The organism is Streptomyces sp. Isolate_45 (assembly GCF_024721315.2).
GTDB lineage: Bacteria > Actinomycetota > Actinomycetes > Streptomycetales > Streptomycetaceae > Streptomyces.
In genome coordinates this window covers 52,026-74,769 of the sequence record NZ_JANFAK020000017.1, presented here as the reverse complement: position 1 = coordinate 74,769, position 22,744 = coordinate 52,026, and the positions used below count along the sequence as shown (strand labels likewise).

At 73.3% G+C, this 22,744-nt stretch carries 22 protein-coding genes; 10 read left to right on the top strand and 12 right to left on the bottom strand.

The window, feature by feature from the left end:
- Positions 1–247: 247 nt before the first annotated feature.
- Both NOD94_RS08855 and NOD94_RS08850 read left to right on the top strand, forming a co-directional pair.
- Positions 248–442, top strand: coding sequence for a hypothetical protein (locus NOD94_RS08855; protein ID WP_007262923.1), 195 nt, complete (start codon positions 248–250; stop codon positions 440–442).
- A gap of 185 nt (positions 443–627) precedes the next feature.
- On the top strand, positions 628–2,304 hold the full coding sequence (locus NOD94_RS08850; RefSeq protein ID WP_281205204.1) for a hypothetical protein: 1,677 nt from the start codon (positions 628–630) through the stop codon (positions 2,302–2,304).
- A gap of 9 nt (positions 2,305–2,313) precedes the next feature.
- On the opposite strand, the gene NOD94_RS08845 is transcribed toward NOD94_RS08850, so the two are convergent.
- Entirely contained in the window at positions 2,314–3,816 is a 1,503-nt protein-coding gene (locus tag NOD94_RS08845; RefSeq protein WP_281205203.1) for a PLP-dependent aminotransferase family protein, read from the bottom strand.
- A 182-nt stretch (positions 3,817–3,998) separates the two neighbouring features.
- Between NOD94_RS08845 and NOD94_RS08840 the strand changes: the two genes are divergently transcribed.
- From NOD94_RS08840 to NOD94_RS08830, 3 genes are all read left to right on the top strand, one after another.
- Entirely contained in the window at positions 3,999–4,769 is a 771-nt protein-coding gene (locus NOD94_RS08840; protein WP_281205202.1) for a glycerophosphodiester phosphodiesterase, read from the top strand.
- A 66-nt stretch (positions 4,770–4,835) separates the two neighbouring features.
- On the top strand, positions 4,836–6,206 hold the full coding sequence (locus tag NOD94_RS08835) for an MFS transporter (protein WP_281205201.1): 1,371 nt from the start codon (positions 4,836–4,838) through the stop codon (positions 6,204–6,206).
- Between the two features lie 301 nt (positions 6,207–6,507).
- Positions 6,508–6,882: an RNA polymerase-binding protein RbpA gene (locus NOD94_RS08830; RefSeq protein WP_007262928.1), complete on the top strand. Its 375-nt coding sequence runs from the start codon at positions 6,508–6,510 to the stop codon at positions 6,880–6,882.
- 100 nt (positions 6,883–6,982) lie between these two features.
- Here the strand turns inward: NOD94_RS08830 and fxsA are convergent, their stop codons facing one another.
- The 4 genes from fxsA to NOD94_RS08810 all read right to left on the bottom strand — a co-directional run bounded on the left by fxsA (position 6,983) and on the right by NOD94_RS08810 (position 10,937).
- Positions 6,983–7,570: an FxsA family membrane protein gene (gene fxsA, locus NOD94_RS08825; protein ID WP_281205200.1), complete on the bottom strand. Its 588-nt coding sequence runs from the start codon at positions 7,568–7,570 to the stop codon at positions 6,983–6,985.
- Positions 7,571–7,712: 142 nt separating this feature from the next.
- Positions 7,713–8,480 (bottom strand): polyprenol monophosphomannose synthase, encoded by a 768-nt coding sequence (locus NOD94_RS08820; protein WP_281205198.1) that lies wholly within the window; start codon positions 8,478–8,480, stop codon positions 7,713–7,715.
- Between the two features lie 314 nt (positions 8,481–8,794).
- Positions 8,795–10,429 carry an amidohydrolase gene (locus NOD94_RS08815; protein WP_281205197.1) on the bottom strand — a complete coding sequence of 545 codons (1,635 nt, stop codon included), beginning with the start codon at positions 10,427–10,429 and terminating at the stop codon, positions 8,795–8,797.
- 67 nt (positions 10,430–10,496) lie between these two features.
- Positions 10,497–10,937, bottom strand: a complete 441-nt coding sequence (locus tag NOD94_RS08810) for an Lrp/AsnC family transcriptional regulator (protein WP_030011705.1) — start codon at positions 10,935–10,937, stop codon at positions 10,497–10,499.
- Positions 10,938–11,155: 218 nt separating this feature from the next.
- On the opposite strand from NOD94_RS08810, the gene NOD94_RS08805 reads away from it, so the two are divergent.
- Positions 11,156–11,587 carry a hypothetical protein gene (locus tag NOD94_RS08805; protein WP_281205196.1) on the top strand — a complete coding sequence of 144 codons (432 nt, stop codon included), beginning with the start codon at positions 11,156–11,158 and terminating at the stop codon, positions 11,585–11,587.
- A 6-nt stretch (positions 11,588–11,593) separates the two neighbouring features.
- Here NOD94_RS08805 and NOD94_RS08800 read toward each other — a convergent pair whose 3' ends face one another.
- The gene (locus NOD94_RS08800; protein WP_281205195.1) at positions 11,594–12,694 is read right to left on the bottom strand and encodes a phosphotransferase family protein; all 1,101 of its coding nucleotides are present in this window, start codon (positions 12,692–12,694) and stop codon (positions 11,594–11,596) included.
- 38 nt (positions 12,695–12,732) lie between these two features.
- Positions 12,733–13,866, bottom strand: coding sequence for a hypothetical protein (locus tag NOD94_RS08795; protein WP_281205194.1), 1,134 nt, complete (start codon positions 13,864–13,866; stop codon positions 12,733–12,735).
- Positions 13,867–14,121: 255 nt separating this feature from the next.
- Between NOD94_RS08795 and NOD94_RS08790 the strand changes: the two genes are divergently transcribed.
- On the top strand, positions 14,122–14,514 hold the full coding sequence (locus NOD94_RS08790) for a hypothetical protein (protein WP_281205193.1): 393 nt from the start codon (positions 14,122–14,124) through the stop codon (positions 14,512–14,514).
- A gap of 98 nt (positions 14,515–14,612) precedes the next feature.
- Here NOD94_RS08790 and NOD94_RS08785 read toward each other — a convergent pair whose 3' ends face one another.
- Entirely contained in the window at positions 14,613–15,785 is a 1,173-nt protein-coding gene (locus NOD94_RS08785; RefSeq protein ID WP_281205192.1) for an acyl-CoA dehydrogenase family protein, read from the bottom strand.
- A 147-nt stretch (positions 15,786–15,932) separates the two neighbouring features.
- A complete protein-coding gene (locus NOD94_RS08780; protein WP_281205191.1) occupies positions 15,933–16,634 on the bottom strand; it encodes a TetR/AcrR family transcriptional regulator in 702 nt (233 codons plus the stop codon).
- A gap of 582 nt (positions 16,635–17,216) precedes the next feature.
- Between NOD94_RS08780 and NOD94_RS08775 the strand changes: the two genes are divergently transcribed.
- A complete protein-coding gene (locus tag NOD94_RS08775; protein WP_281205190.1) occupies positions 17,217–17,354 on the top strand; it encodes a hypothetical protein in 138 nt (45 codons plus the stop codon).
- Between the two features lie 16 nt (positions 17,355–17,370).
- Here the strand turns inward: NOD94_RS08775 and NOD94_RS08770 are convergent, their stop codons facing one another.
- The 3 genes from NOD94_RS08770 to NOD94_RS08760 all read right to left on the bottom strand — a co-directional run bounded on the left by NOD94_RS08770 (position 17,371) and on the right by NOD94_RS08760 (position 19,594).
- Positions 17,371–17,523, bottom strand: a complete 153-nt coding sequence (locus NOD94_RS08770; protein WP_281205189.1) for an SCO1431 family membrane protein — start codon at positions 17,521–17,523, stop codon at positions 17,371–17,373.
- A gap of 136 nt (positions 17,524–17,659) precedes the next feature.
- Positions 17,660–18,091 (bottom strand): SPW repeat protein, encoded by a 432-nt coding sequence (locus tag NOD94_RS08765; RefSeq protein ID WP_281205188.1) that lies wholly within the window; start codon positions 18,089–18,091, stop codon positions 17,660–17,662.
- A gap of 81 nt (positions 18,092–18,172) precedes the next feature.
- Entirely contained in the window at positions 18,173–19,594 is a 1,422-nt protein-coding gene (locus NOD94_RS08760) for a peptidase C39 family protein (protein WP_281205217.1), read from the bottom strand.
- A 140-nt stretch (positions 19,595–19,734) separates the two neighbouring features.
- On the opposite strand from NOD94_RS08760, the gene NOD94_RS08755 reads away from it, so the two are divergent.
- Both NOD94_RS08755 and NOD94_RS08750 read left to right on the top strand, forming a co-directional pair.
- Entirely contained in the window at positions 19,735–20,370 is a 636-nt protein-coding gene (locus tag NOD94_RS08755; protein WP_281205187.1) for a hypothetical protein, read from the top strand.
- 378 nt (positions 20,371–20,748) lie between these two features.
- The gene (locus NOD94_RS08750; protein ID WP_281205186.1) at positions 20,749–22,692 is read left to right on the top strand and encodes an AAA family ATPase; all 1,944 of its coding nucleotides are present in this window, start codon (positions 20,749–20,751) and stop codon (positions 22,690–22,692) included.
- The last annotated feature ends 52 nt before the right edge of the window (positions 22,693–22,744 follow it).

Genomic DNA, 22,744 nt, shown 5'->3' with positions numbered 1-22,744 from the left:
CAGGTGGATGCACGGCGCCGCGTCCGTACGGGTGAATCGCCAGGGTAGCGCCCGTTCCGGGACATGGTGGGGGCGTCTCAAGGCAAGGATCCCGGCCGACACCCTCCGGGGCGGACGCGCCAGCCGGGAGGGGCCGGTCAAGTGAAAAACGTCGGGATTCACTCGTATGCACCTTTTGTCGCATTGATACTTGCTGTGAGCCTGGAAGAACTGATGGTGACCGTCCCCACCCACCAGGAGAACTGCAATGGTCCTGTCCATCTCAGGTGTCGTCCTGCTCGGCATCATCTGCTTCCTCTTCTTCAAGAAGGACGGGATGAAGCTGACGCACGCGTTCGTCTGCGCGCTCTTCGGCTTCTTCCTCGCCGGTTCCGCCATCGCGCCGAGCATCACGGCGAGTACGGCGAGCCTCGCGAGCCTTCTCGGCGGGATCAAGCTCTAGGGCCCGTCGTCGAACTCCCGTCGCCGCCCGGACGGGAGTTCGAGGACAGGCTCCGGGCCCAGCCGTCGCAGTGGTGCCGGTCAGGCCCGCGGCGTCCGGCGCCGCGGACCGGGCGGCACTTCGACGGCAGGGTCCGGCCGCCCCGACCGCACCGTCCGTACGATCCACAACTCCAGGAGACGACCGTGGCACGGCGCCCACTCCCCCGAATCCTCAGCAGCGGCACCCCGTCGCTCGCGCGGGGCCGCGACCTGGCCCGCTCGGCCGCAGACAACGCCACGGACGTCCTCCATCCGCTCCTCGTCATCGGACGAGGGCTGCGCGTCCTGGCGTCCACCGGGCGGCGCAAGTGGGCCGACACCCCCAAGGACAAGCGCGGTCCCGCGCTGTTCCTGGGGGCGGCCTGCGCCCTCGCGATCGGCCTCGTCCCCTACGGACCGCTCCTCGCCCTGATCACCCTCATGGCGGCGGCGGCCTGGCGGGGACGCGACCGCACCCCCGTGAGGACCGGTCCCAGCGACGCCGAGAGCGAACGACTCGGCTCCCTCTACGAGGCCCTCGTGCCGTACTTCTCCATCGCCGAGGACCCGAGCCCGCTCTTCTCCCACGGCGGGAACTGGGACGAGGCCTTCAGCGGCTACGAGTTCGACGGCGCGGGCCGGCTCACCCGGCTCCGCATCCGCTACCCCGCCTATTTCACCGACGGCGAGGCCGCCTCACGGGCCCGGATCGAGGCACTGCTGCACGCCAAGTCCGGGCGCGGCCGGGAGTACCTCTTCGACTGGGACGAGGAGGGCAACCAGCTCTGCCTGAGCGTGCTGACGGCGCTGGCGACGGGCATCGCCGCCCAGCCGTTCGTGACCTCGCCCGGCGAGACCGTCCTCGGCTTCACCGACGCGGGCGCGGTGCAGCGCACCCTGCCCGTCGTGGAGGGGGACGAGCCCCGCGACGTACCGCCCGTGCTCTGGCGGACGGGCCCGCGCTCCACCGAACCCCACCTGCTGGCCGTCGGTACGCCCGGCAGCGGCACCTCCAGCCTCCTGCGCTCGATCGCCCTGCAGGCGCTGCGCCACGACGGTGACGTACTGGTCGTGGAGGGCGGCGGCAGCGGCGAGTACACGTGTCTGACCGGCCGGGAGGGTGTCCTCGCCGTCGAGTGCGGTCCGACCGGAGCCCTGGCCACCCTGGAGTGGGCGGCCCAGGAGACCGAGCGGCGCCTGATCGCCACGCACCGGGCCCGTGAGGCGGGCCGTCCCGCTCCGGAGGACACCCGGCGTCCGCTGTGGGTCCTGCTGGACCGCCCCAGCGTCCTCGCGCACCTCGCGGCCGCCGACGGGCGGCCCGATCCGCTCGCCCAGCTCCAGGTACCTCTGCGGCACGGCCGCGCCGCGCACATCACGGTGGTCGTCGCCGAGCAGTTCGAGCACCTGGAGCTCCTGAACGACGCCGTCTGGCAGCACACCCGGGCCCGGGTCGTCCTCGGGCCCGCGACCGTCCAGCAGATCACCGACGTCCTGGGGCTGCCGCCGCACACCACCCCCACCGCGCAGGTCCCGCCGGGGCGCGGTTACGCCAGGCTGGGCGTGGGGCCGGTGCACCGCCTCCAGGTGCCCGCGACGCCGGATCCGTACGACGACGCCGCCCACCCCGCCTACCGGCAGGCGGTGCTGGAGCTGCTGCCGGAGCGCCGGGGCCGGTCCGCCGACGGGTCGGCGGACCGGCAGGAGGCCCTCCCGGAGGACGCCCGGGAGGAGGAGCACGTCACCCTGTCCGGGCAGCTCCGGGCGCAGCCGCCCGCGCAGGCCCACGGGCCCTCGATCGACGCCTCCGAGATCCCGGAGGTCCCGGCCGACGCGCCGTGAGGCCCCGGATCAGGCCACGAACGTACGGGGCGGTTCCGCACCGCCGCCGCCCGCCCCGGTACCGACCAGGCGGGCGGCCGCCGCCAACCGGGCGGCGGCCTCGTCGGCCACCGGGCCGCCCACGGTGAACGGCAGCCGGACGTAGCCCTCGAAGGCCCCGTCGACACCGAACCGGGGCCCCGAGGGCACGCGGACGCCGACCCGCTCCCCCACCTCGGCGAGCCGCGACCCGGAGAGGCCGCCCGCCTTGGCCCACAGGGTCAGCCCGCCCCGGGGCACCTCGAACTCCCAGTCCGGCAGTTCCCGGCGCACGGCCGCGACCAGCGCGTCCCGGTTGCCGCGGGCCTGCTCGCGGCGGATGCCGACGGCCTCCTCCCAGCCTCCGGTCCGCATCAGCCAGTTCACCGCGAGCTGTTCCAGGACCGGGGTGCCGAGGTCGGCGTAGGCGCGCGCCGCGACGAGACTGCGGATGACGTCGGGCGCGGCGCGGACCCAGCCGATCCGCATTCCCGCCCAGAAGGCCTTGCTGGCGGAGCCGACGGTGACGACGGTGCTGCCGGCGGGGTCGAAGGAACAGACCGGACGCGGCATGACCTGCTCCGGGTCCAGCCGGAGCTCGGCCATGGTCTCGTCGGCGATCAGGACGGTCCCCGCGGAACGGGCGGCCTCGACCATCGCGCGCCGCTGGTCGTCGGAGGCCAGCGCCCCGGTCGGGTTGTGGAAGTCGGCGACGACGTAGGCCAGGCGCGGCGCGGAGTCCCTCAGGACCTGCCGCCAGACGTCCATGTCCCAGCCCGTCAGCCCTTCGGCCATGGCGACGGGCACGAGGCGGACCCCGGCGGCGCGCATGAGCTGGAGGATGTTGGCGTAGGACGGGGATTCGACGGCGATCCGCTCGCCCCGGCCCGCGAAGAGGCTGCAGATGGCGTCGATGGCGCCCATCGCCCCGGTGGTGACCATGATCTGTTCGGGCATGGTCGGGATGCCGCGTTCGGTGTAGCGGTCGGCGAGCATCCGGCGCAGCGCGGGCAGCCCGGCCGGGTAGTCCCCGTGGGTGTGCGCGTACGGCGGGAGTTCCTCCAGGGCGCCCTGGACGGCCTTGGTGAGCCAGGGCTCGGGGGCCGGGAGCGCGGCGCAGCCGAGGTCGATCATCGAGCCGAGGGACTCGGGCGGCAGGGGTTCCAGGCCGCGGGCGGGCAGCGGGTTGCCCGCGGGTACGGAGGTCCAGCTGCCCGCGCCGCGGCGGGATTCCAGGAAGCCCTCGCCGCGCAGGGCCTCGTACGCGGCGGCGACGGTGGTCCGGCTGAGGGAGAGGGCGACGGCCAGTTCCCGTTCGGCGGGCAGCCGGGCGGCGACGGGGACGCGGCCTTCGAGGACGAGCAGGCGGATGCCGTCGGCCAGGGTGCGGTACGCGGGCGCCTTGCGGGTGCCCGGGGCGCCGGGGCGTTCCTGTTGCGAGCCGATGAGCCGGGCGAGCTGGGCGGCACCGACCGCTGAGGTCCACTGAGCCATGGCGTCGGGTCCACCTTTGTCGAATTGGCCCCGTCGGGCGAGGTTCGGGGCCGGTATTGGATTGACTGCGCGGGCCCAGGGTGTCACGGGGCGGTCCATTCGGGCCAGGTGGGGGGCCCGCGTTCACCGTGCGGCCATGCGGCTGCCGCCGGCTCGGGGGGTCCAGGGGGCATACTGCGGCCGTGACTCACGTACGCCTTCGCCACCCGTATCTGGACCACCCGGCTCCGATCCCCTTCGCCCACCGGGGCGGGGCCGCGGACGGGTTGGAGAACACCGCCACCGCCTTCCGCAGGGCCTCCGACGCCGGGTACCGGTACTTCGAGACCGACGTGCACGCGACGGCCGACGGGAAGCTCGTCGCCTTCCACGACGCGACCCTGGACCGGGTGACGGACGGGAGCGGCAGGATCGCCGAGCTGCCCTGGAAGCGGCTGCGGGAGGTCCGGGTGGCGGGGAGCGAGCCGCTGCCGCTGTTCGAGGAGCTGCTGGAGGAGTTCCCGGACGCCCGCTGGAACATCGACCTGAAGGCCGAGTCGGCGCTGCACCCGCTGGTCAACCTGATCGCGCGCGCGGGGGTCTGGGACCGGGTGTGCGTGGGGTCGTTCTCGGAGGGCCGGGTGGCCCGGGCGCAGAGGATCGCCGGCCCGCGGCTGGCGACCTCGTACGGGGTGCGCGGGGTGGTGGGGCTGCGGCTGCGCTCGTTTGCGATCCCGGCGGCCCTGCGGGTCGGGGCGGTGGCCGCGCAGGTTCCGGAGGTCCAGGCGGGGATCCGGGTGGTCGACCGGCGGTTCGTGCGCACCGCGCACGAGCGGGGGCTCCAGGTGCACGTGTGGACCGTGAACGAACCGGAACGTATGGAGGCTCTTCTCGACCTGGGTGTCGATGGCATCATGACCGACCGGATCGACATCTTGCGCACGGTCCTCGACCGGCGCGGCGCCTGGGCTTGACGTGCCCCGCACCGCCGTGCCCGGGGCGGCGGGCCGGGCGGTACGGGGACCAGCGAGGGGGCGCTCATGAGCGAGCGGACGGACAGCAGAACGGACCCCGGCGCGGGGGACGGCGGGGCCGCCGCCGCGCGCAAGCGGGAGCAGCACGGCTGGTACGTGTACGACTTCGCCTGCTCGGTGTACTCGACGAGCGTGCTGACGGTGTTCCTCGGGCCGTACCTGACCGCGGTGGCGAAGGCGGCCGCGGACGCCGAGGGCTACGTCCATCCGCTGGGCGTACCCGTGCGGGCCGGGTCCTTCTTCGCCTACTCGGTGTCGGCGTCGGTGATCCTGGCCGTACTGATCATGCCGCTGGTGGGTGCGGCGGCGGACCGCAGCGGGCGCAAGAAGCCGCTGCTGGCGGTGGCCGCGTACACGGGTGCGGCGGCGACGGCCGGAATGTTCTTCCTGGGCGGTGACCGCTATCTGCTGGGCGGTCTGCTGCTGATCGTCGCGAACGCCTCGCTGGCGGTCTCGATGGTGCTGTACAACGCCTTCCTGCCCCAGATCGCGACGCCGGAGGAGCGGGACACGGTCTCCTCGCGGGGCTGGGCCTTCGGTTACACCTCGGGCGCCTTCGTCCTGCTGCTGAACCTGGTGCTGTTCCAGGGGCACGATTCCTTCGGGCTCTCCGAGGGCGAGGCGGTCCGGATCTGCCTGGCTTCGGCGGGCGTGTGGTGGGGGGCGTTCGCGATCGTCCCGCTGCGCAGGCTGCGCGACCGGGCCGTGGTCCGGGAGGGTGGTGGCGCTCCGGCGGTGAGCGGCTGGCGGCAGCTGGTCGCGACGCTGAAGGACATGCGGCGCTATCCGCTGACGCTGTCGTTCCTACTGGCCTACCTGGTCTACAACGACGGGGTCCAGACCGTCATCTCGCAGGCTTCGGTCTACGGCTCGGAGGAGCTGGAGCTGGAGCAGTCCACGCTGATCGTGGCGGTGTTGCTGGTCCAGGTGCTGGCGGTGGCGGGGGCGCTGGGCATGGGGCGGCTCGCCCGGACGTACGGGGCCAAGCGGACGATCCTCGGTTCGCTCGTCGCGTGGACGGCCACCCTCGCGGCCGGCTACTTCCTGCCGGCCCGGACGCCGGTGTGGTTCTTCGCGCTGGCAGCGATGATCGGACTGGTGCTCGGCGGCAGCCAGGCGCTGTCGCGCTCCCTGTTCTCGCACCTGGTACCGGCGGGCAAGGAGGCCGAGTACTTCTCCGCGTACGAGATGAGCGACCGCGGTCTGAGCTGGATCGGACCGCTCGTCTTCGGGCTCACCTTCCAGGTCACGGGCAGCTACCGGGACGCGATCATCTCGTTGGTGGTCTTCTTCGCACTGGGTTTCGTGCTCCTCGCGAGGGTGCCGGTGCGGCGTGCGGTGGAGGCGGCGGGGAATCCTGTTCCCGAGCGGGTCTGAGGACGGATCCGACCTGGACGCGGATACGAATTCGGAACGAATTTCGACGTTGAAGCGAAGGGCCGGTAGTGTACGCCTTTGGCCTGCCAGCCGGACCGTTACTGCGCGCTCAAGAAGTGTGGACGTTGGGTGACATCTGCTGCCAGATGTGACAAAACGGGCAGTGGTGGGTACAACAAGGGGCGGCACGACGGGCGACGCACGACCCGGAGCGGGAATCTATACCGCCGACCGGACGTTGACCGGATGACGACGACAGCGACACCTGTCCTGTGGGCGACAAGCCCGGGAGGCACGATTCATGAGTGAGCGAGCTCTCCGCGGTACGCGGCTCGTGGTTACCAGCTACGAGACGGACCGCGGCATCGATCTGGCCCCGCGCCAGGCGGTGGAGTACGCATGCCAGAACGGACATCGATTTGAGATGCCGTTCTCGGTAGAGGCAGAAATTCCGCCGGAGTGGGAGTGCAAGGCGTGCGGCGCCATGGCACTCCTGGTTGACGGGGACGGGCCCGAAGAGAAGAAGGGCAAGCCTGCGCGAACGCACTGGGACATGCTCATGGAGCGACGCACCCGCGAGGAGTTGGAGGAGGTGCTGGCCGAGAGGCTGGCCGTCCTTCGTTCCGGCGCCATGAACATTGCCGTGCATCCGCGGGACAGCCGCAAGTCCGCCTGACAACGGACGAGGATCACGCAATAAGCCGAGGGGCCCCGCCACACAAAGTGGCGGGGCCCCTCGGCTTTCGCGTGCCCGCGGCGCCCGCGCGCCCGCGGTCCTACGGGGTCAGCGGCGGGCGGTATGAGGTGTCGGGGCCCCGCTGCTGTCCCGGGCCGTCCTCACGGATGACCTCACCCGGTACGACCTTGCCGTCGGGGCGGTGGATGCGGGCCTGGTTGAAGGCGTCGCCGAGGCCGCCGGGGGCGGAGGCCGCCATCCTGCGCTCCAGGGCGCGCTCGGTCCGGCGGGCGATCAGGGCCCGCACCGGCGGGAGCAGCAGGAGCAGGGCGGCCACGTCGGAGAGCATGCCGGGCAGGATCAGCAACAGCCCGGCCAGCATGGTCAGGCCGTTGCCCGAGCCCTTGGTGGGCTGCGGGGAGGGGACCTGGCCGGCCATGGCCTGCTCCTGGGCCTGCTGGAAGGTCCGGGTCAGGTTCTGGAAGGCGCGCCGCCCGGCCCGCTTGATGAGCACCACGCCGAGCACCATGGAGCCGGCGATCAGGGCCGCGACGGTCACGCCGCCGGCCGCGTCGGCGACCAGGCCGAGCAGCCAGATCTCCAGGATGAGCCAGGCGGCGACCGCCAGGGGGATGAAGGTACGGGCGGGCGAGCGCCGCCGGGGGGCAGTCGAAATGCCGGTCGTCATACCACCCAGTGTGCCCGGACCGGGTTAAGAACGAGCTCAGTCGGAGGTACCGGACATCCCCTAGGGGACGCCCGGACCCACCGGCATGGGGCCGGACCTGCGGAAACGGTGCTGAACACGGTTCCGCGGGGCCCGGACGGGATCAGGAGGGGCGCTTGCCCGTCAGCTTCGCCGCGCGCTCCTTGAAGCCCCACTGCGTGACCCGCCACAGGGCCTCGACCACGATGTCCTTGCTCATCTTGCTGTCGCCGAGTTCGCGCTCGACGAAGGTGATGGGCACCTCCACAACGCGGAAGCCCTTGCGCACGGCGCGGCGCGCCAGGTCGACCTGGAAGCAGTAGCCGGCGGAGGCGACCTCGTCCAGGCCGAGTCCCTCCAGGGTCTCGCGGCGGAACGCGCGGTAGCCGCCGGTGACGTCGCGGATCGGCACGTCCAGCATGAGCCGGGAGTAGGTGGACCCGCCGCGGGAGAGGAACTCCCGGCTCTTGGGCCAGTTCACCACCCGGCCGCCCGGCACCCAGCGGGAGCCCAGGACGAGGTCGGCGCCCTGGAGCGCCGTCAGCAGCCGGGGCAGTTCCTCGGGCCGGTGGGAGCCGTCGGCGTCCATCTCGACGATGACCCCGTAGCCGTGCTCCAGGCCCCAAGCGAAGCCCGCGAGGTAGGCGGCGCCGAGGCCTTCCTTGCCCTTGCGGTGCAGGACGTGCACGTGCTCGTCATCGGCGGACAGCTCGTCGGCGAGCTTGCCCGTCCCGTCGGGGCTGTTGTCGTCCGCGACGAGGACGTGGGCCTCGGGGACCGCGGCGCGCACCCGGCCGACGATGAGGCCGATGTTCTCCGCCTCGTTGTACGTCGGAATGATCACCAGGGTGGTGCCGAGCGGTCCGTTGGTCCGCTGTCCGCCGTCGCTCACTTGGTCCCCTTGCGTGTTCTTCACGTCCAGCCCGCCTGGCACGTCCCGTCACTACTGGATGATTTTAGAACAGCGATCGGGGCCGGCGGGCCTTCGGGCCGGCTCGGCCCCCGCTGGCTGCGGGTCACCGTGACCGTTGTCTACTGGACCGCCGGGCCCCGATCCGGAGCCACCTGCCGCACGGCGAAACCTTCCCTCGCCCCCGAGGCGCGGGTGCGCTGAGCAGACGGCTCCGTCCCGTACGGGCGTCCTGTGGTGGACCCGGCCGAACCTATCCGGCCCCGGCCGCCCGGACCGAACCGAGGCCGGGCGGATCACCCCTGTGGCCGTACGAATGCCTCCCGGCCGCCGACGACCGTCGCGAGGCACACCGGCAGGTCGGCGCCGGGGCTCAGATCGGGCAGGCCGGGCGTGCCTGAGCGCGGGTCGGTGGACCAGCGGGCGACCCTGTCGTCGGGGGCCTGGACCACCAGCTCCCGCGTCTGCCAGACGGCGTAGTCGGCCGGGGCACCGGGGACGAGCGTGCCCGCGTCGTCCCGGCCCACGGCCCGCCAGCCGCCCCGGGTGTGCGCGGCGAAGGCGGCGCGGACGGAGATCCGGTGCTCGGGAGTGCGGTGGAAGGCGGCCGCGCGGACGGTCCCCCACGGGTCGAGGGGGGTCACGGGCGCGTCCGAGCCGAAGGCGAGCGGGATGCCCGCCTTGAGCATGGCCGCGTACGGATTCAGGGTCCGCGCGCGGTCGGCGCCCAGCCGGTCCGCGTACATCCCGTCCTCCCCGCCCCAGGCGGCGTCGAAGGCGGGCTGCACGGAGGCGGTCAGGCCCAGGTCCGCGAAGGCGGCGATGGTCGCCGGGGTCATCATCTCGGCGTGCTCGACGCGGTGCCGGGCGGCACGGATCCGGGCGAGGCCGACCTCCTCGGCCGCGGCGCGGACCCCCTCGACGACGGCGGTGAGGGCGGCGTCCCCGATGGCGTGGAACCCGGCCTGGAGGCCGGCCCGGGTGCAGGCCGCGACGTGCTCGGCGACCTCGGGGGCGCTCAGGTAGCCCGTCCCGGTGTGCGGGGCGTCGGTGTACGGGGCGTGCAGACAGGCCGTGTGCGAGCCGAGGGCCCCGTCCACGAAGAGGTCACCGGCGGCGCCGACCGCCCCGAGCGCCTTCGCGCGGTCGAGGTCGCGGTCGGCCCAGTAGCCGAAGACGCGCGGCCCGGGGCGCTCCGCCGCCAGCTCCAGCAGGGCCGCGAAGTCCTCCTCGGAGGAGATGTCCGGACCGCCGCACTCGTGTACGGAGCCGATGCCGAGGGACGCCGCCCGGTCCAGGGCGGCCCGCTGGGCCTCGGCGCGCTGGGCGGGGGTGACGGCGGCCAGGGCGGCCCGCCGTACGGCGTGGTGGTCGTCGCGAATCAGCGGCTCGTCCCCCTCGGGTCGCACGCCGGGCACCAGTTCCAGCAGGGCGGTGGTGACGACCGCCGAGTGGACGTCGATCCGGCTCAGGTAGAGCGGCCGACCGCCGGTCGCCGCGTCGAGTTCCGCCCGGCGCGGCGCCCGTCGCTCGGGCCAGCGGGCGGCGTCCCAGCCGTGTCCGAGGAGGACCCGGTCGCCGGGCCGGGCCGCGGCGTGGGCCCGTACGAGCTCCAGCGCGTCCGGCAGCGAGCGGGCACCCGTCAGGTCGAGGCCGGTGAGGGCGAGTCCGGCGGAGGTGGTGTGGACGTGGGCGTCGGTGAAGGCGGGGGTGACGAGCGCCCCGTCGAGGTCGACGACCTCGTCGACGCCCCGGGCGAAGGCGTCGGCGGCGCCCTCGGAGCCGACCCAGGCGACGTGCCCGCGCTCGACGACCATCGCGGTGGCGAACGGATCGGCGGGGCTGTGCACCTCACCGCCGCGCAGGAGGACGGTACGGGCGGGTGCGGTGGCTCCGGCGGCGTCGGCGGAGGCGGCGGTGCGGTCAGTCATGCGGACCAGTCTGGCCCCTGCGCCCGGCCCGCCGGGACCCGGGTGCGCGGCAGGCCCCGGTCGGGGGTCAGACGCGGGGCGGGCGGGCCTCGTAGGGGGTGGAGAGGACGACGGTCGTACGGGTGGAGACGTGGGCCAGGGCGCGCAGCCGGCCCAGCAGGTCCTCCAGTTCCAGCGGGGTGGCCACCCGGACCTTGAGGATGTAGTTCTCGTCGCCCGCGACGCTGTGGCAGGCCTCGATCTCGGGCACGCCCGCCAGCCGGTCCGCGATGTCGTCCGGGGCACTGGGGTCGAACGGCTTGACCGAGATGAACGCGGTCAGGGGCAGCCCGACGGCCTCCGGGTCGACCACGGCCGCGTAGCCGCGGATCACTCCGCGCTGCTCCAGACGGCGTACTCGCTGATGGACCGCCGACGTGGACAGTCCGGTGGCCTTGCCCAGGTCCGTGTAGCTCATCCGCCCGTCCCGTACGAGCAGATCCACGATCTGGCGGTCCAGCTCCTCCATTGCGCTCATAGCCGCTCAACCTACGGCCCAGAACCGCTCCAGGCCCAGCGCTGTCCACGCCAGAGGTGGCATCTGCGGCGGGCATGTGACGAATGCCACAGGCATGTACGGGCGTACACCGCGCGCGCGTGGTTACTCGTGCCGCGCGACGGGAAGTGCTTGCTGTGGCCGTGGCCGAAGAACCTGCCCGCCCGGCCCATCCAAGGGGGAATACATCCATGCTGAACACCAAGCGCGCCGGTCGCACCGAACCGGAGCCCCTGGAACTGCTCGACAGCGCGTACGCGGAGGACGACGACCACCTCGAACCCGAGGACTTCGACGTCCACCACGCGGTCTGCCCCGACTGCGCGCAGTCGATCGCCCTCGTCGCGGACGAGGAGCACCTGCCGCAGCACGCGCTCTGCCTGACCCCGTGGAACCCGTTCGGGCTCACGGTGTGCGCGGGCACCGGGCGGCCGGTCTCGGACGCGCTGCCCATCCTGGGTCTGTTCCAGCCGGAGCTGGAGGCCGTCGTCCGCATCGACCTGCCGCAGGGCCTGGACTGGCGGACGCAGCCCTTCTCGCACGTGGGCGGTCCGGGTTCGCGCCCGGTGCGGCCGGAGGCGGCCCCGCTGCCGCGGATGCGCCGGCACGCGCAGGCCGCCTGAGGCCGACTACCAGTACGTCCCCTGCACCATGGCGGCGAGTCCGGCATGGTGCAGGATCAGGCCGTCGGGGTCGGCGGGAACCTCGACCTCGCCGAAGTGCGCCTGCCGGTAGGCGATGCGCAGCATCACGATCCCGTGCCGCAGGGCGGCGTACAGCGTGTGGAACTCCATGTCCCGCGGTACGTGGCCGGTCAGTTCCGCGTAGCGGCGTTCCAGGTCCTCGCGGCGCAGGAAGTCGGGCAGCCCGGGCCGGCCGAAGCCGACGGTCAGGTCCTGGAAGAAGCGGTGCAGGAAGACCGTCCAGCCCAGGTCGACCTCGCGCGGGGCGCAGGCGGCCATCTCCCAGTCCAGGACCGCGACGGGTTCGAAGCCGTCGGGCTGGTAGATGACGTTCCCGATGCGGGCGTCGCCCCAGTTGAGGACGGGGTCGCCCTCGTCGGCGGGCCAGAGTTCCTCCAGCCGTTCGAAGGCGCGCTCCACGAGCGGCGAACGGGCCAGGCCGTCGACCACCCACTCGTAGTAGGCGCGCTGCGCGTCGACGTGCCGCCGCAACGGACTCCCCTCCCCCGGCGGCAGCAGGAACGCGGCCTCCTGGGCCGGGAACCCGTCGTGCAGGCGGGCCAACAGGGAGATGCTCGCCTCCTGGAGCACGGCGCGTTCGGCGTCGGTCGCGGCGTGCAGCCAGTTGCCCTCGTACGTGTAGGGCATCACGTCCGGCGGTACGCGGCCCTCGGCGCGGGCCATGACGAAGAACGGGGCGCCCAGCGGCGCCGGGTCCTCCTCCAGCCACTGCACGCGCGGTACGGGCAGGTCCGTGTGGCGGGCGACGAGGTCCATCACGCGGTGCTGGCGCGGCATGTCGTAGGTGGGGAACACGGTGTAGGCGGCCGGGTCGGCGGCGAGCCGCAGGGCGCACTCCCGCAGTGGGGTGCGCGGGTGTTCGATGTCGAAGAGCAGGGTCTCGCTCGACATGCCGTTGGAGTCCGGGACGTGGACGTTGGTGACGCGGGCGCCGGGGAGCCGTACGTCGAGCCAGGCGGTGAGGCGCCGGGCGAGTTCCTCGGGCTCGCGGGTGGAGGTGCGGGGACGCGGAGCGGTGGCGGCCATGACCGGCCCTTCCTTCGGGGGCTGCGGGCAGGGGGTGGTCAGGGGGCGACGGAGGAGTAGTCCGTGAAGCCCGTGGGGTCGTGGCGGCCGAAGCTGCCGTGTTCGAAGATCCCGTGGCCGATCCGGCCGTCGAGGGTGAACCGGGCGGAGTGGTCGGTGACGCCGAAGGCGGCCGTGGGGTGGGCGGTGGGGTCGGAGAGGTCGTAGACGCGGCGGTCGGTCCAGCCCCGGCCCTGCCAGCTGCCGTGCTGCCAGTCGGTGGCGGGCGGGTAGCCGGCGCCGACGGCGAGCGGGGAGGAGGCGAGGATCTCCACGCCCAGTTCCAGCGGCTTGCGGGAGGGGTCGGTCAGGTGGACGACCGCGCTCTCGGGGTGGCGGGTGCCCGACCGGTAGCGGATCTCGGTGTGCGGCCAGCCGAGCTGGACGTCGTGGCGGCCGCTGTCCTCGGGGAAGACCTGGACGGCCTCGTTGAGGGTGCGGTGGCCGTCGGCGTCCTCCTGGGCGATGACCATGAGGAAGCGGTCCTCGAACCGGACCGGGATCCAGAGCCAGTGGAAGCCCTCGGGGCGGTGCTCCTGCGCCGCGCGCCCGCCGTCCTCGCCGGGGATCGGGCGGACGCCCCAACTGCGGTCGCGGGTGCCGGTCCACTCCCCCGGGATCAGCGCGATCTCCTCGCCCCCGGCACGGATACGGCCGGTGACGTCGCCCGCCTGGACGAAGCGGCGGCCCTCCAGCATCAGACGGTCGCCGCGGCGCTGGACGTGGTGGGGCTCCCAGACGGCGGGGAAGGCACCGGTCCAGGTGAGGTCGTACGAGAGCCCGTCGGGGTCCGCCGGATCGGGGTCGCACCGGAGGGTGAACTTCCGGAGCGGGACGTCGACGGTGACGGACAGCGGGCCGACGCGGAGGTTCATCCGGTCGTCGGTGAGGGCGTCGGAGGCCCGAACGGCGCGGAGTTCGTCACCGGTGCGCAGCGTGGCGTAGGCGTCGATGACCCCGGCGTTGGGGTAGACCCCGAGGCCCAGGATGAGGACGGCCCGACCGGCGTGGTCGAAGACGTGGAAGATGCAGCGGTCGTAGGCGTTGCGGTCGCCGCTGACGAGGTGCTTCATCGACAAAGGGGCCTGGTGGATGGGGTATTCGTCGAGCGGAATGGGTCGGTCCGCGGGCATGGCAAACCTCCGGGGGCACGGGGCGGGGCGCTGCACAGCGGATATGACGGTACGTCAGAAACTCGACCCGGGGCCATAGTTGTGGCACATCCTGACAGCCCGGCACGGCCGGCCATGGCTCGCGCCGTCCGCCCTTCGCGGCCCGGCGTGCGCCGGGGCGGTGGTCGTGCGCGGGGGCGGCCGGTGGGAGGGGTCGAACGGATGGGCGGGACCGGGTGGCGATTACCCCGGACGGACGCCCGGCGTTGCCCCTGCATGAGCACGGTTGAGTCCTCCCCGTCACGGACGGGACGCCGCAGGCGGGCTACACCCCCCGGATTCGAAGAATCGGTTCAGCAGGCGGATCGCCGCCTCGGTGACCGGCCGCCGGCGACGGACCGGTCACAGGCCGAGCGCCGCCAGGCCGAACGTCTCCAGGCCGAGCGCCTGCAGGCCGAGCGCCTGCAGGCGGGCCGGTCGGCCGCGGATCGGCCGCACGCGGAGGACCGGCAGGCGGGCCGGCCGCGGCACCCCGATCCGCCCATCTACCTCGATCTGATCGCCCGCTGGACCGAGGCGGGCCGCACCCTGCCGGGGCGGCGCGACCCCGAGTGGCACCGGGTCGCCTCGTCGCCGATCTGGCCCAGCGGCCCCCTGTACGGCGGCTGACCCCGCGGGCCGGGGCCGCGCAGGGGTGTCCCGTACGGGGGCCGCCACCGGAGCCCCGAGTGGGGCCGCGGGAGCGCGCCGCGGCCCGGCGGCTTCGTTCAGCGGGTCTCGGGGCCGGCCAGGTGCCGGGCGATGACCATGCGCTGGATCTGGTTGGTGCCCTCCACGATCTGGAGCACCTTCGCCTCGCGCATCAGCCGCTCCACGGGGAAGTCCGCCGTGTAGCCGTAGCCGCCCAGGACCTGGACGGCGTCCGTGGTCACGGCCATCGCCGCGTCGGTGCAGAACAGCTTCGCCATCGCGGCCTGCCGCGAGAACGGCTTGCCCGCGTCCCGCAGGCGCGCGGCGGCCAGGTACAGGGCCCGACCCGCCTCGATCTTGGTGGCCATGTCGGCCAGCATGAAGCGCAGGCCCTGGAAGTCGGCGATGGGGTGCCCGAACTGCTTGCGGCCCAGCGCGTACGCGAGGGCCTCGTCCAGGGCGGCCTGCGCGACGCCGATGGCGCAGGCGGCGATGCCGAGCCGGCCCGCATCGAGGGCGGCCAGCGCGATGGAGAAGCCCTGGCCCTCGTCGCCGATCCGCCGCGCGTCGGGGACCCGTACGCCGTCGAAGTGGAGCTGGGCGGTGGGCGAGCCCTTCATGCCCATCTTCTTCTCGGGGACGGCAGCCGTCAGGCCCGGGGCGTCGCCGGGGACCAGGAAGGCCGTGATGCCCTTGGGGCCCGGCACGCCGGTGCGCGCCAGGACGGTGTAGAAGTCGGCGACGCCGCCGTGGGTGATCCAGGCCTTGGTGCCGGTGATCACCCAGTCGTCACCGTCGCGGACCGCCTTGGTGCTGAGCGAGGCGGCGTCCGAGCCGGCGGCCGGCTCGGACAGGCAGTAGGCGCCGAGCAGCCCGCCGCCGAGCATGTCGGGCAGGTGGGCGCTCCGCTGCTCCTTGGTGCCGTAGCCGGCGAGGCCGTGGCAGGCCAGGGAGTGGACGCTGACGCCGAGGCCGACCGTCAGGCGGGCCGCCGCGAGCTCCTCCAGGACCTGGAGGTAGACCTCGTACGGCTGGTCGCCGCCGCCGAACTCCCCGGCGTACGGAAGACCGAGCAGCCCGGACTCGGACAGCAGGGTGAAGACCTCGCGGGGGAACCGGCCGGCCTCCTCCTCGTCCGCGGCCAGGGGGCGGATCTCCCGCTGGGCGATCTCGCGCACGAGCGCCAGGAGGTCGCGGGACTCCTCGGTGGGCAGCTGACGGTCCACCGTCTGTGGGGCGCGGTCGGTCATGGCGGCGCTCTCCTCCCTGGTCGGGCACGGCGGCGACGCGTGAGGTGTGGGACGCGCCGCCGGGTCTCGGTGCTCTCACAGCCGACACGGCCCTCCCGGGTCACGGAAGGGCTCGAAGAGCGGCTGCGGCGGGTTGAGTATGCCCGATCAGACGCTTTCCGTCACCGGTGCTTGATCATCACCGTTGCCGAGGGGGTTCGACGCCGCGTCCAGGACCGCCGGAGGGGCGGGACACTGCGGGACGAACTCCTCGATCACGGTCAGCGTCGCACGGAGCTGGCGTACGAGCAGCGCTCCGACGGCCGCCCGGTCGGGCTGCCCCTCCGCACCCAGGGCGCCGATCCAGTCCAGGGTGACGCCCTCGACGCCGGAGAGCCACCCGACGAGGGCGAGCCGGGCGAGGGGCGGGACGGTACGGGTGCCGTAGGCGCCCTCCGCGATGGTGGCCGTCAGCTCCTCGCGCACGGCGTCCCGGATCGCGAGCACCTCGGCGTCCGAGCCGACGCCCCCGGTGACGATGGTGCGGTAGGCGGCCTGGTGGTGCTCCGCGTAATGGAGGTAGCCGTCGACGGTGCGGCGGACGCGCTCGGCGCCGGGGAGGTCCGTGTCCCGGCCGGCGCGGGCGACGAGTTCGGCGACGGAGTCCTCGACGATGGCGAGGTAGTAGCCGCGCTTGCTCGTGAAGTAGTAATAGATCAGCCCCTTGGCGACGCCGGCCTGCTTGGCGATGTCGTCCATGGAGAGGGCGTCGTACGAGGTGCCGGCGAACAACTTGCGTCCGGTGGCTATGAGTTCGGCCCGTCGAACCTGCGAACGGCTGGTCCCGCCCCGCTGTTGACCATTATTCAAATTCAGCCCTAGCCTCGAACTGCCGCAGAATGCCCGCAGTATGGCAGACCTGCGTGCCCGAACCGGCTCCGCTCAGTTCCCCCGCACTTCCCCGCGCACATCCCCCCGCACCGGCCCTGCGGGCCGGGTCCGCTGGGCCGGGTCCGCAGGAGGAGGTCGGCGCTCGTCGCCCTGCCCGCGCTCGTGGCGGTCGGGTTGCCGGGCAAGTCCTGTGGTTCCTACCGCCGGCCCGCGCCCACGTTCCGGTACGCGCGCGGCCGCTGTCGGCGCTGTCCTTCGCGGCGGCCGACCTGGGCGGTCTCCACGTCGGCATGCCGCTCGGCGACGCGGGCGGCGCGCTCGCCTTCGGATGGACGCCGCACGGCGGGGCCGAGCGGGTCGAGGAGGTCCGGGGAAGCCGGGCGGGCCGGGAGCGGCCGACCGGGCGCCGACGGGTCACGGGTGACGGCCGCCGCCCTACCTGTGGCGCTGCCGGCGGCACTGACGACGGGGGCGCCGACGCGGGGCCCCGGCCGACACGGCGCCGGGGGCTCCCCGCACCCCCCGACGCGGTTCAGCGGGTGCGTCGAGGGGCTGCCGTGCGTGACGTTCAGCCCCGACGGGCCGCCGGCTCTCCCGACCGTCCCGCCGTTCGTCTTCACGACGCGGGGCAGCGCCGAACAGGCCCTGGCGGCCTCCGACGCGATCGTCACCGACGGGCTGCGCCCGGAGGCCTCGTAGGGCCTCCCGGCCGGAGCTACATCCAGCCGACCTGGGTGACGAACATCGCGACGACCACCACGAGGGTCCAGCCGAGCACGTGCTCCAGCCACGAGGAGCCCTCGTCGGGCCCGCCGGTGGCGACGGTGCTGGGGGTGGCGGCATTGAGGGCGGGGCTGTCTGCGGTCATGCCGTCCAATGTGCCGGCGCACGCGGCCGTCGCGGTAGGACGTCGGTCACTGGTGGCGCGCGTCACGTCGCCGGGCCCCGGCCGGGCCCGCCGGAGCGGGCTGCGGCCGGGACCCGGTGACGGGTACCGCGTACGGTCAGGTCATGCCGTCACGCCGGCGGCCGCCCATGGCCACCATGGCCAGACCGAGGCAGAGGGCGATGGCTCCGGTGATGATGTTGCTGACCACGCTGCGGGTCGTGTCCATCTCTCCGGCGATGACCCACGGGGCGATGATCGTCCAGGCGCCGATCGCGACGGCCGTCCAGGCCATCGCGTGCGTGCGCTCGTACGCCGACCCGAGTCCGCCCATGCACAGGCAGAACGCCAGGCCGGCGATGAGGTTGTTGACGGCCAGCGGCGAGAGCGCGCTGAACCCCGCGATCCACGGCGAGGCGGCCAGGTACAGGCCCGTGATCAGGGCCAGGGCCTCGACCGCCTGCGCCGCGGGAGTGCTGGTCACCCGCTCGAACCTGGTCCGCATCTCGGCGAGGTCCGGGTGGCTTTCGATTCTCGGATGGGTGGTCATGGCGGGCTGCCTCCTACGCGAAGCCTTATGTGCCCTTTATGCCCATATTCCGACTTTTAAGCCGTCCGCACCAGACCAATTTCACAACACTCCGACCGCCTTCAGCGCGGCGGTCTGGACCGGCCCCGGGACGGCCGGTCCGTAGAGGTAGCAGATGCCCCCGGTCCCGGAGACGGTCTTCCCGGCGGCGTTGTGGCGCTTGGTCCGCAACCAGTTGTTCTCCCACTCCCGACGCTTGTAGACGCGGCGGACGGCGGGGTTGTCGGGCGAGTTGGGGTCGTTGGCGATCACGTCCCCGGCGGCGGTGAAGCCGATCACGGTCATCAGGTGACCAGCGGTGCCGTAGCCCGCGCCGCCGAGTTCCTCCGCGCGGAAGGACTGGGAGGTGATGACGGGGATCCCGGCGCGGACCAGGGTCTCCAGGTCGGCGAGGGACGTGAGCCGGGTGACGACGCCCGCGAGGCCCCGGTAGGTGGCGGCGTAGGCGGCGTTGAAGGGCCAGTTGCCGCAGCCCTTGTAGGCGGCGTCATAGGTGGAGCGGGCCGCGTGGCAGACCTGGGGGTCCCGGTAGCCGGCCTTGACCCAGGACAGCGCCTTCGTGGAGGCGCGGCCGCCCCAGAACTCCACCACCATCTGGGAGGAGGTGGGGCTGCACCAGGCCTCGCCGCCGTTGTCGTACTCCGGGTAGCGGCCGGCGTGGATCTCCTGCGAGTAGCGCGGGACCTTCAGCTCGTGCGCCTTCCCCGAGGGCGTGGAGGCGGTGACGGTGAACCGGTCCGGGATGTCGGAGACCATCGCGCCGGCCAGCCAGACCGTGGGCCCCCGGTCGGCGCCGGGCTTGCGGTACAGGGTCAGTCGCAGCTGCCAGTCCTTGATCCGGACGCCGGACGCCGGGTTGTCGACGGCCAGGCTGTCGGTCCAGACGGTGGTCCGGCCGTCGGTCTGGCCGTCGACGGAGGTGCGGCGGATGTCGCCGTCCCCGGCGGCCCAGCGGCCCATCACGTACCAGGGGGTGGCCTTGCCGTCGGTGTAGGTGCCGCGCAGTTCGATCTGGATCCAGGTGCCGGCCGGGGTGCGGGCGTTCCAGGAGGCGATGGCCTCGGTGGCGGGGACCGTCGAGCGGTGGACGGGCGAGGTCCAGGTCGCGTACTCCCAGGTGGCCTTCCTGGCCGTGTGGGGGTCGGTGTAGACGGTGCGGCCGGCCGGGGTCGCGATCTCCAGGCCGGGGCGGGCGCCGCCGACGGCGGTGGTGCCGTTGTGGGTTCCGGCCCGCCAGTGGGACAGGGAGTACCAGAACCGGTTGTCGACGGTCCGCGCGGTGGCGGTCGCGGTGGCGTCCCCGCCGGCGGCCGCGCCCTCCGCGTTAGGCGCGGGTACGGGTCCGGTTCCCGGGGCGGAGGACGGGGCCGGACCGGCCGAGGCCCGCCCCCCGGGGAGGCCGACCGTGGTGGCGGCGGCGAGGGCGACGGCCAGGAGAGCCCGGCGCGGCGTGGGTGCGGTCATCGGCGTTGGCCCCCAGGGGTCGGTGTCGGTGCGGTGGATCGGCTCGTCCACCCTTCCAGTTCCCGCGGGCCGGGGGCCGAAGCCACGGGCACGTGTCGGGGTGAACGACCCCCTCCGAACGGGCCGCCTAAGCTGGCCGGGTGGAACCACAGCAGTCACTTGAGTCACTCGCACGGGAGCTCACCGCCCTGCCGCCCTCCCTCGGCCCGGTCCGATTGATCGGGGTCGACGGGCACGCCGGTTCGGGGAAGAGCACGTTCGCGGGGAGGCTCGCCGGGGCCCTCGGCGGGGCGCCGGTGCTGCACCTCGACGACGTGGCCACCCATGAGGAGCTGTTCGACTGGTGGCGCCGGCTGGACGCGCAGGTGCTGCGGCCGCTGGCGGCGGGCCGGGCCGCGCACTGGGCCCCGTACGACTGGGTGGAACGGCGCTTCGGGCCGGAGCGGGTGCTGGAGCCGGCGCCGGTGGTGCTCGTCGAGGGGGTCGGAGCCGGCCGGCGGGCCCTGCGGCCGCGCCTGGCGCGGCTGCTGTGGATGGAGACCGCCCGTGAGACCTCCTGGGGGCGCGGGAGGAACCGGGACGGGCGTGAACTTTCCGACTTCTGGGACGGATGGGAGCGCGCCGAGCGCGCGCACTTCTCGGACGACCCTTCGCGCCCCTTCGCCGACACCCTGGTACGCCAGAGCGGTACGGGATACGAGTGGACTTCAGGGGCTGCTGCGACGCCGGGAACCGCCGCTTCCGTCACCGGGAGCGACGGACTGCCCCAGGCCTGATCGGCGCCGCGGAACGGCGTCCACGGGCCCGTTCCGACCCGCTTGACCAGGCCCCGGCGACGGCCTTACGTTCTGAATGCGCGGTCTGCGAAGGCAGCCGCGCCCATGGAGCCCCCGGTTGTTCCCCCGTGACCGGGGGCTCCGTCCTGCCCCCGGCACGGTCCCCGTCCGACGCCCCGCGGGCCGCTCCCCCCACCGATCCTCACCGTGCGTTACCATGCGCGTCCGGAGCGCACGCGCGACCCGTCCCCGTCGCACCCTGGGTAAGGTGCGTCACCGCAGGTACGATGCAGCCCTGATTTCATCGGCGGGGTGGACAACTCGCGTGCGCAGCACGGGGGTTGCCGCGTACCACGGGGCTGGCTTGTGGGGGATGTGATGGACTTCGGCATGCCGGGCAGCGCACACGCCCCGGCCGAACTCGCCTGGCTGCGCGGGGTGGACGCCTGCACGATGGGTGCCTATCCGCAGGCCGAGGAGGAGTTCCGGTCGGCCGTCAGGTTCGACCCCACCATGGCGGACGCCTGGTTGGGCCTGCACGCGCTCCGCGTGGACACCACCAACGCCCTGCTCCGCATGTACGCGCACCGGGACCGCTTCGGCGAGCAGCGGGCGCGGCACCGGCGGACGCTCAACTCCTGGTACTGGTTGGGCTGGTGGGTGCAGCCGGTGCTGGAGAGCCGGCGCGACCTGCTGCTGGCCCACGCCTCCCACTGGCTGGACGGCCGGCACGTGCCGGAGCTGGACCAGGCCCTCGCCGCGCTGCCGCCGGTGGACGCCGATCCGCAGGTCCGGTTCCTGCACGCCTGCCGCGCCTACCTGGTCAAGGACTGGGAGCAGTTGGTGCGGCACACGGAGCCGCTGGTGGACGATCCGCTGCTGGGCATCGAGGCCGGCCTGTTCGGTGGCATGGCCCGGGTGCGGTTGGAGATGTACGGGCAGGCGGAGCCGATGCTGTCGGCGGCGCTGATGCGCTGTCGCAGCGAGCAGCCGCAGCGCAAGGAGCTGCGGTACTGGCTGGCGCGGGCGCACGAGGGAACCGGGCGCAGCGCCGCCGCGCTGCCGCTGTACCGGGCGGTGCACCGGGTGGATCCGGCGTTCATGGACACCGCGGCCCGGCTGACGGCCATCGCGGACAGCAGCGACCCCGACGACATGGCCGGGTTCGCGGGGCTCTCCGGGCACGTCACCGAGGGGTTGGCGGGGCACGGTCTGTCGACGGCCGGCGGGGACTACGCCGCCGTGGCGCTCGGCGGGGGTCCCTTCCAGGACGTCGCGGCTGACGGCCAGGTGGATTCGGATCCGCCGACGCCGCTGGACCCGCCCGAGCAGCGTTTCGTGCCGTCGGCGGGCGCGGGCGGGTTGGAGGGCGCACGGCACAAGGTGTCCGTGCCGCCGCAGGGCGCTCCGGCCGGACTGCCGGCCGGGCCCGCCGATCCGCAGGCGCTGGCCGAGGCGCTGGCGGAGCTGGAGCGGATGGTGGGGCTCGATCCGGTGAAGCGGCAGGTGAAGGCCCTGTCGGCGCAGTTGCACATGGCCAGGTTGCGGGCGGCGCAGGGGTTGCCGGTGCAGCCGCCAAAACGCCACTTCGTCTTCTCGGGCCCCTCGGGCACCGGGAAGACCACGGTGGCGCGGATCCTGGGGCGGGTCTTCTACGCGCTGGGGTTGCTCGGCGGCGACCATCTGGTGGAGGCCCAACGGGCCGATCTGGTCGGTGAGTTCCTCGGACAGACCGCGGTGAAGGCGAACGAGCTGATCGATTCGGCGATCGGCGGCGTGCTGTTCGTCGACGAGGCGTACAGCCTGTCCAACTCCGGCTACAGCAAGGGTGACGCGTACGGGGACGAGGCGCTTCAGGTGCTGTTGAAGCGGGCGGAGGACAACCGGGACCACCTGGTGGTGATCCTGGCCGGCTATCCGGCGGGGATGGACCGGCTCCTCGGCGCGAACCCCGGGCTGTCGTCGCGGTTCACGACCCGGGTGGACTTCCCCAGCTACCGGCCGCCGGAACTCACCTCGATCGGCGGGGTGCTGGCGGAGGCGAACGGGGACCGGTGGGACGAGGAGGCCCTGGAGGAACTGCGCAGCATCAGCGGGCACGTCGTCGAGCAGGGCTGGATCGACGAGTTGGGCAACGGTCGCTTCCTGCGCACCCTGTACGAGAAGAGCTGCGCCTACCGGGACCTGCGGCTGGCGGGATTCGCCGGGGAGCCCTCGCGGGACGACCTGGCGACGCTGCGGCTGGCGGACCTGATGCAGGCGTACGGGGAGGTCCTGTCGGGCCGCGGCCCCCAGGAACGGCCGGAGCCACCGCCGCTCTAGGGCCTGTCGTCGAACTCCCGTCGTCGCCCCAACGCCGCGAGGCGGAGGGGAA

Bases quoted from the DNA above. Each gene is read 5' to 3' on its own strand.
- NOD94_RS08855 (WP_007262923.1), top strand. From the start codon at position 248: ATGGTCCTGTCCATCTCAGGTGTCGTCCTGCTCGGCATCATCTGCTTC.
- NOD94_RS08845 (WP_281205203.1), bottom strand. From the start codon at position 3,816: ATGGCTCAGTGGACCTCAGCGGTCGGTGCCGCCCAGCTCGCCCGGCTC.
- NOD94_RS08835 (WP_281205201.1), top strand. From the start codon at position 4,836: ATGAGCGAGCGGACGGACAGCAGAACGGACCCCGGCGCGGGGGACGGC.
- NOD94_RS08830 (WP_007262928.1), top strand. From the start codon at position 6,508: ATGAGTGAGCGAGCTCTCCGCGGTACGCGGCTCGTGGTTACCAGCTAC.
- fxsA (WP_281205200.1), bottom strand. From the start codon at position 7,570: ATGACGACCGGCATTTCGACTGCCCCCCGGCGGCGCTCGCCCGCCCGT.
- NOD94_RS08815 (WP_281205197.1), bottom strand. From the start codon at position 10,429: ATGACTGACCGCACCGCCGCCTCCGCCGACGCCGCCGGAGCCACCGCA.
- NOD94_RS08810 (WP_030011705.1), bottom strand. From the start codon at position 10,937: ATGGAGGAGCTGGACCGCCAGATCGTGGATCTGCTCGTACGGGACGGG.
- NOD94_RS08805 (WP_281205196.1), top strand. From the start codon at position 11,156: ATGCTGAACACCAAGCGCGCCGGTCGCACCGAACCGGAGCCCCTGGAA.
- NOD94_RS08800 (WP_281205195.1), bottom strand. From the start codon at position 12,694: ATGGCCGCCACCGCTCCGCGTCCCCGCACCTCCACCCGCGAGCCCGAG.
- NOD94_RS08795 (WP_281205194.1), bottom strand. From the start codon at position 13,866: ATGCCCGCGGACCGACCCATTCCGCTCGACGAATACCCCATCCACCAG.
- NOD94_RS08790 (WP_281205193.1), top strand. From the start codon at position 14,122: ATGAGCACGGTTGAGTCCTCCCCGTCACGGACGGGACGCCGCAGGCGG.
- NOD94_RS08785 (WP_281205192.1), bottom strand. From the start codon at position 15,785: ATGACCGACCGCGCCCCACAGACGGTGGACCGTCAGCTGCCCACCGAG.
- NOD94_RS08770 (WP_281205189.1), bottom strand. From the start codon at position 17,523: ATGACCGCAGACAGCCCCGCCCTCAATGCCGCCACCCCCAGCACCGTC.
- NOD94_RS08765 (WP_281205188.1), bottom strand. From the start codon at position 18,091: ATGACCACCCATCCGAGAATCGAAAGCCACCCGGACCTCGCCGAGATG.
- NOD94_RS08760 (WP_281205217.1), bottom strand. From the start codon at position 19,594: ATGACCGCACCCACGCCGCGCCGGGCTCTCCTGGCCGTCGCCCTCGCC.
- NOD94_RS08750 (WP_281205186.1), top strand. From the start codon at position 20,749: ATGGACTTCGGCATGCCGGGCAGCGCACACGCCCCGGCCGAACTCGCC.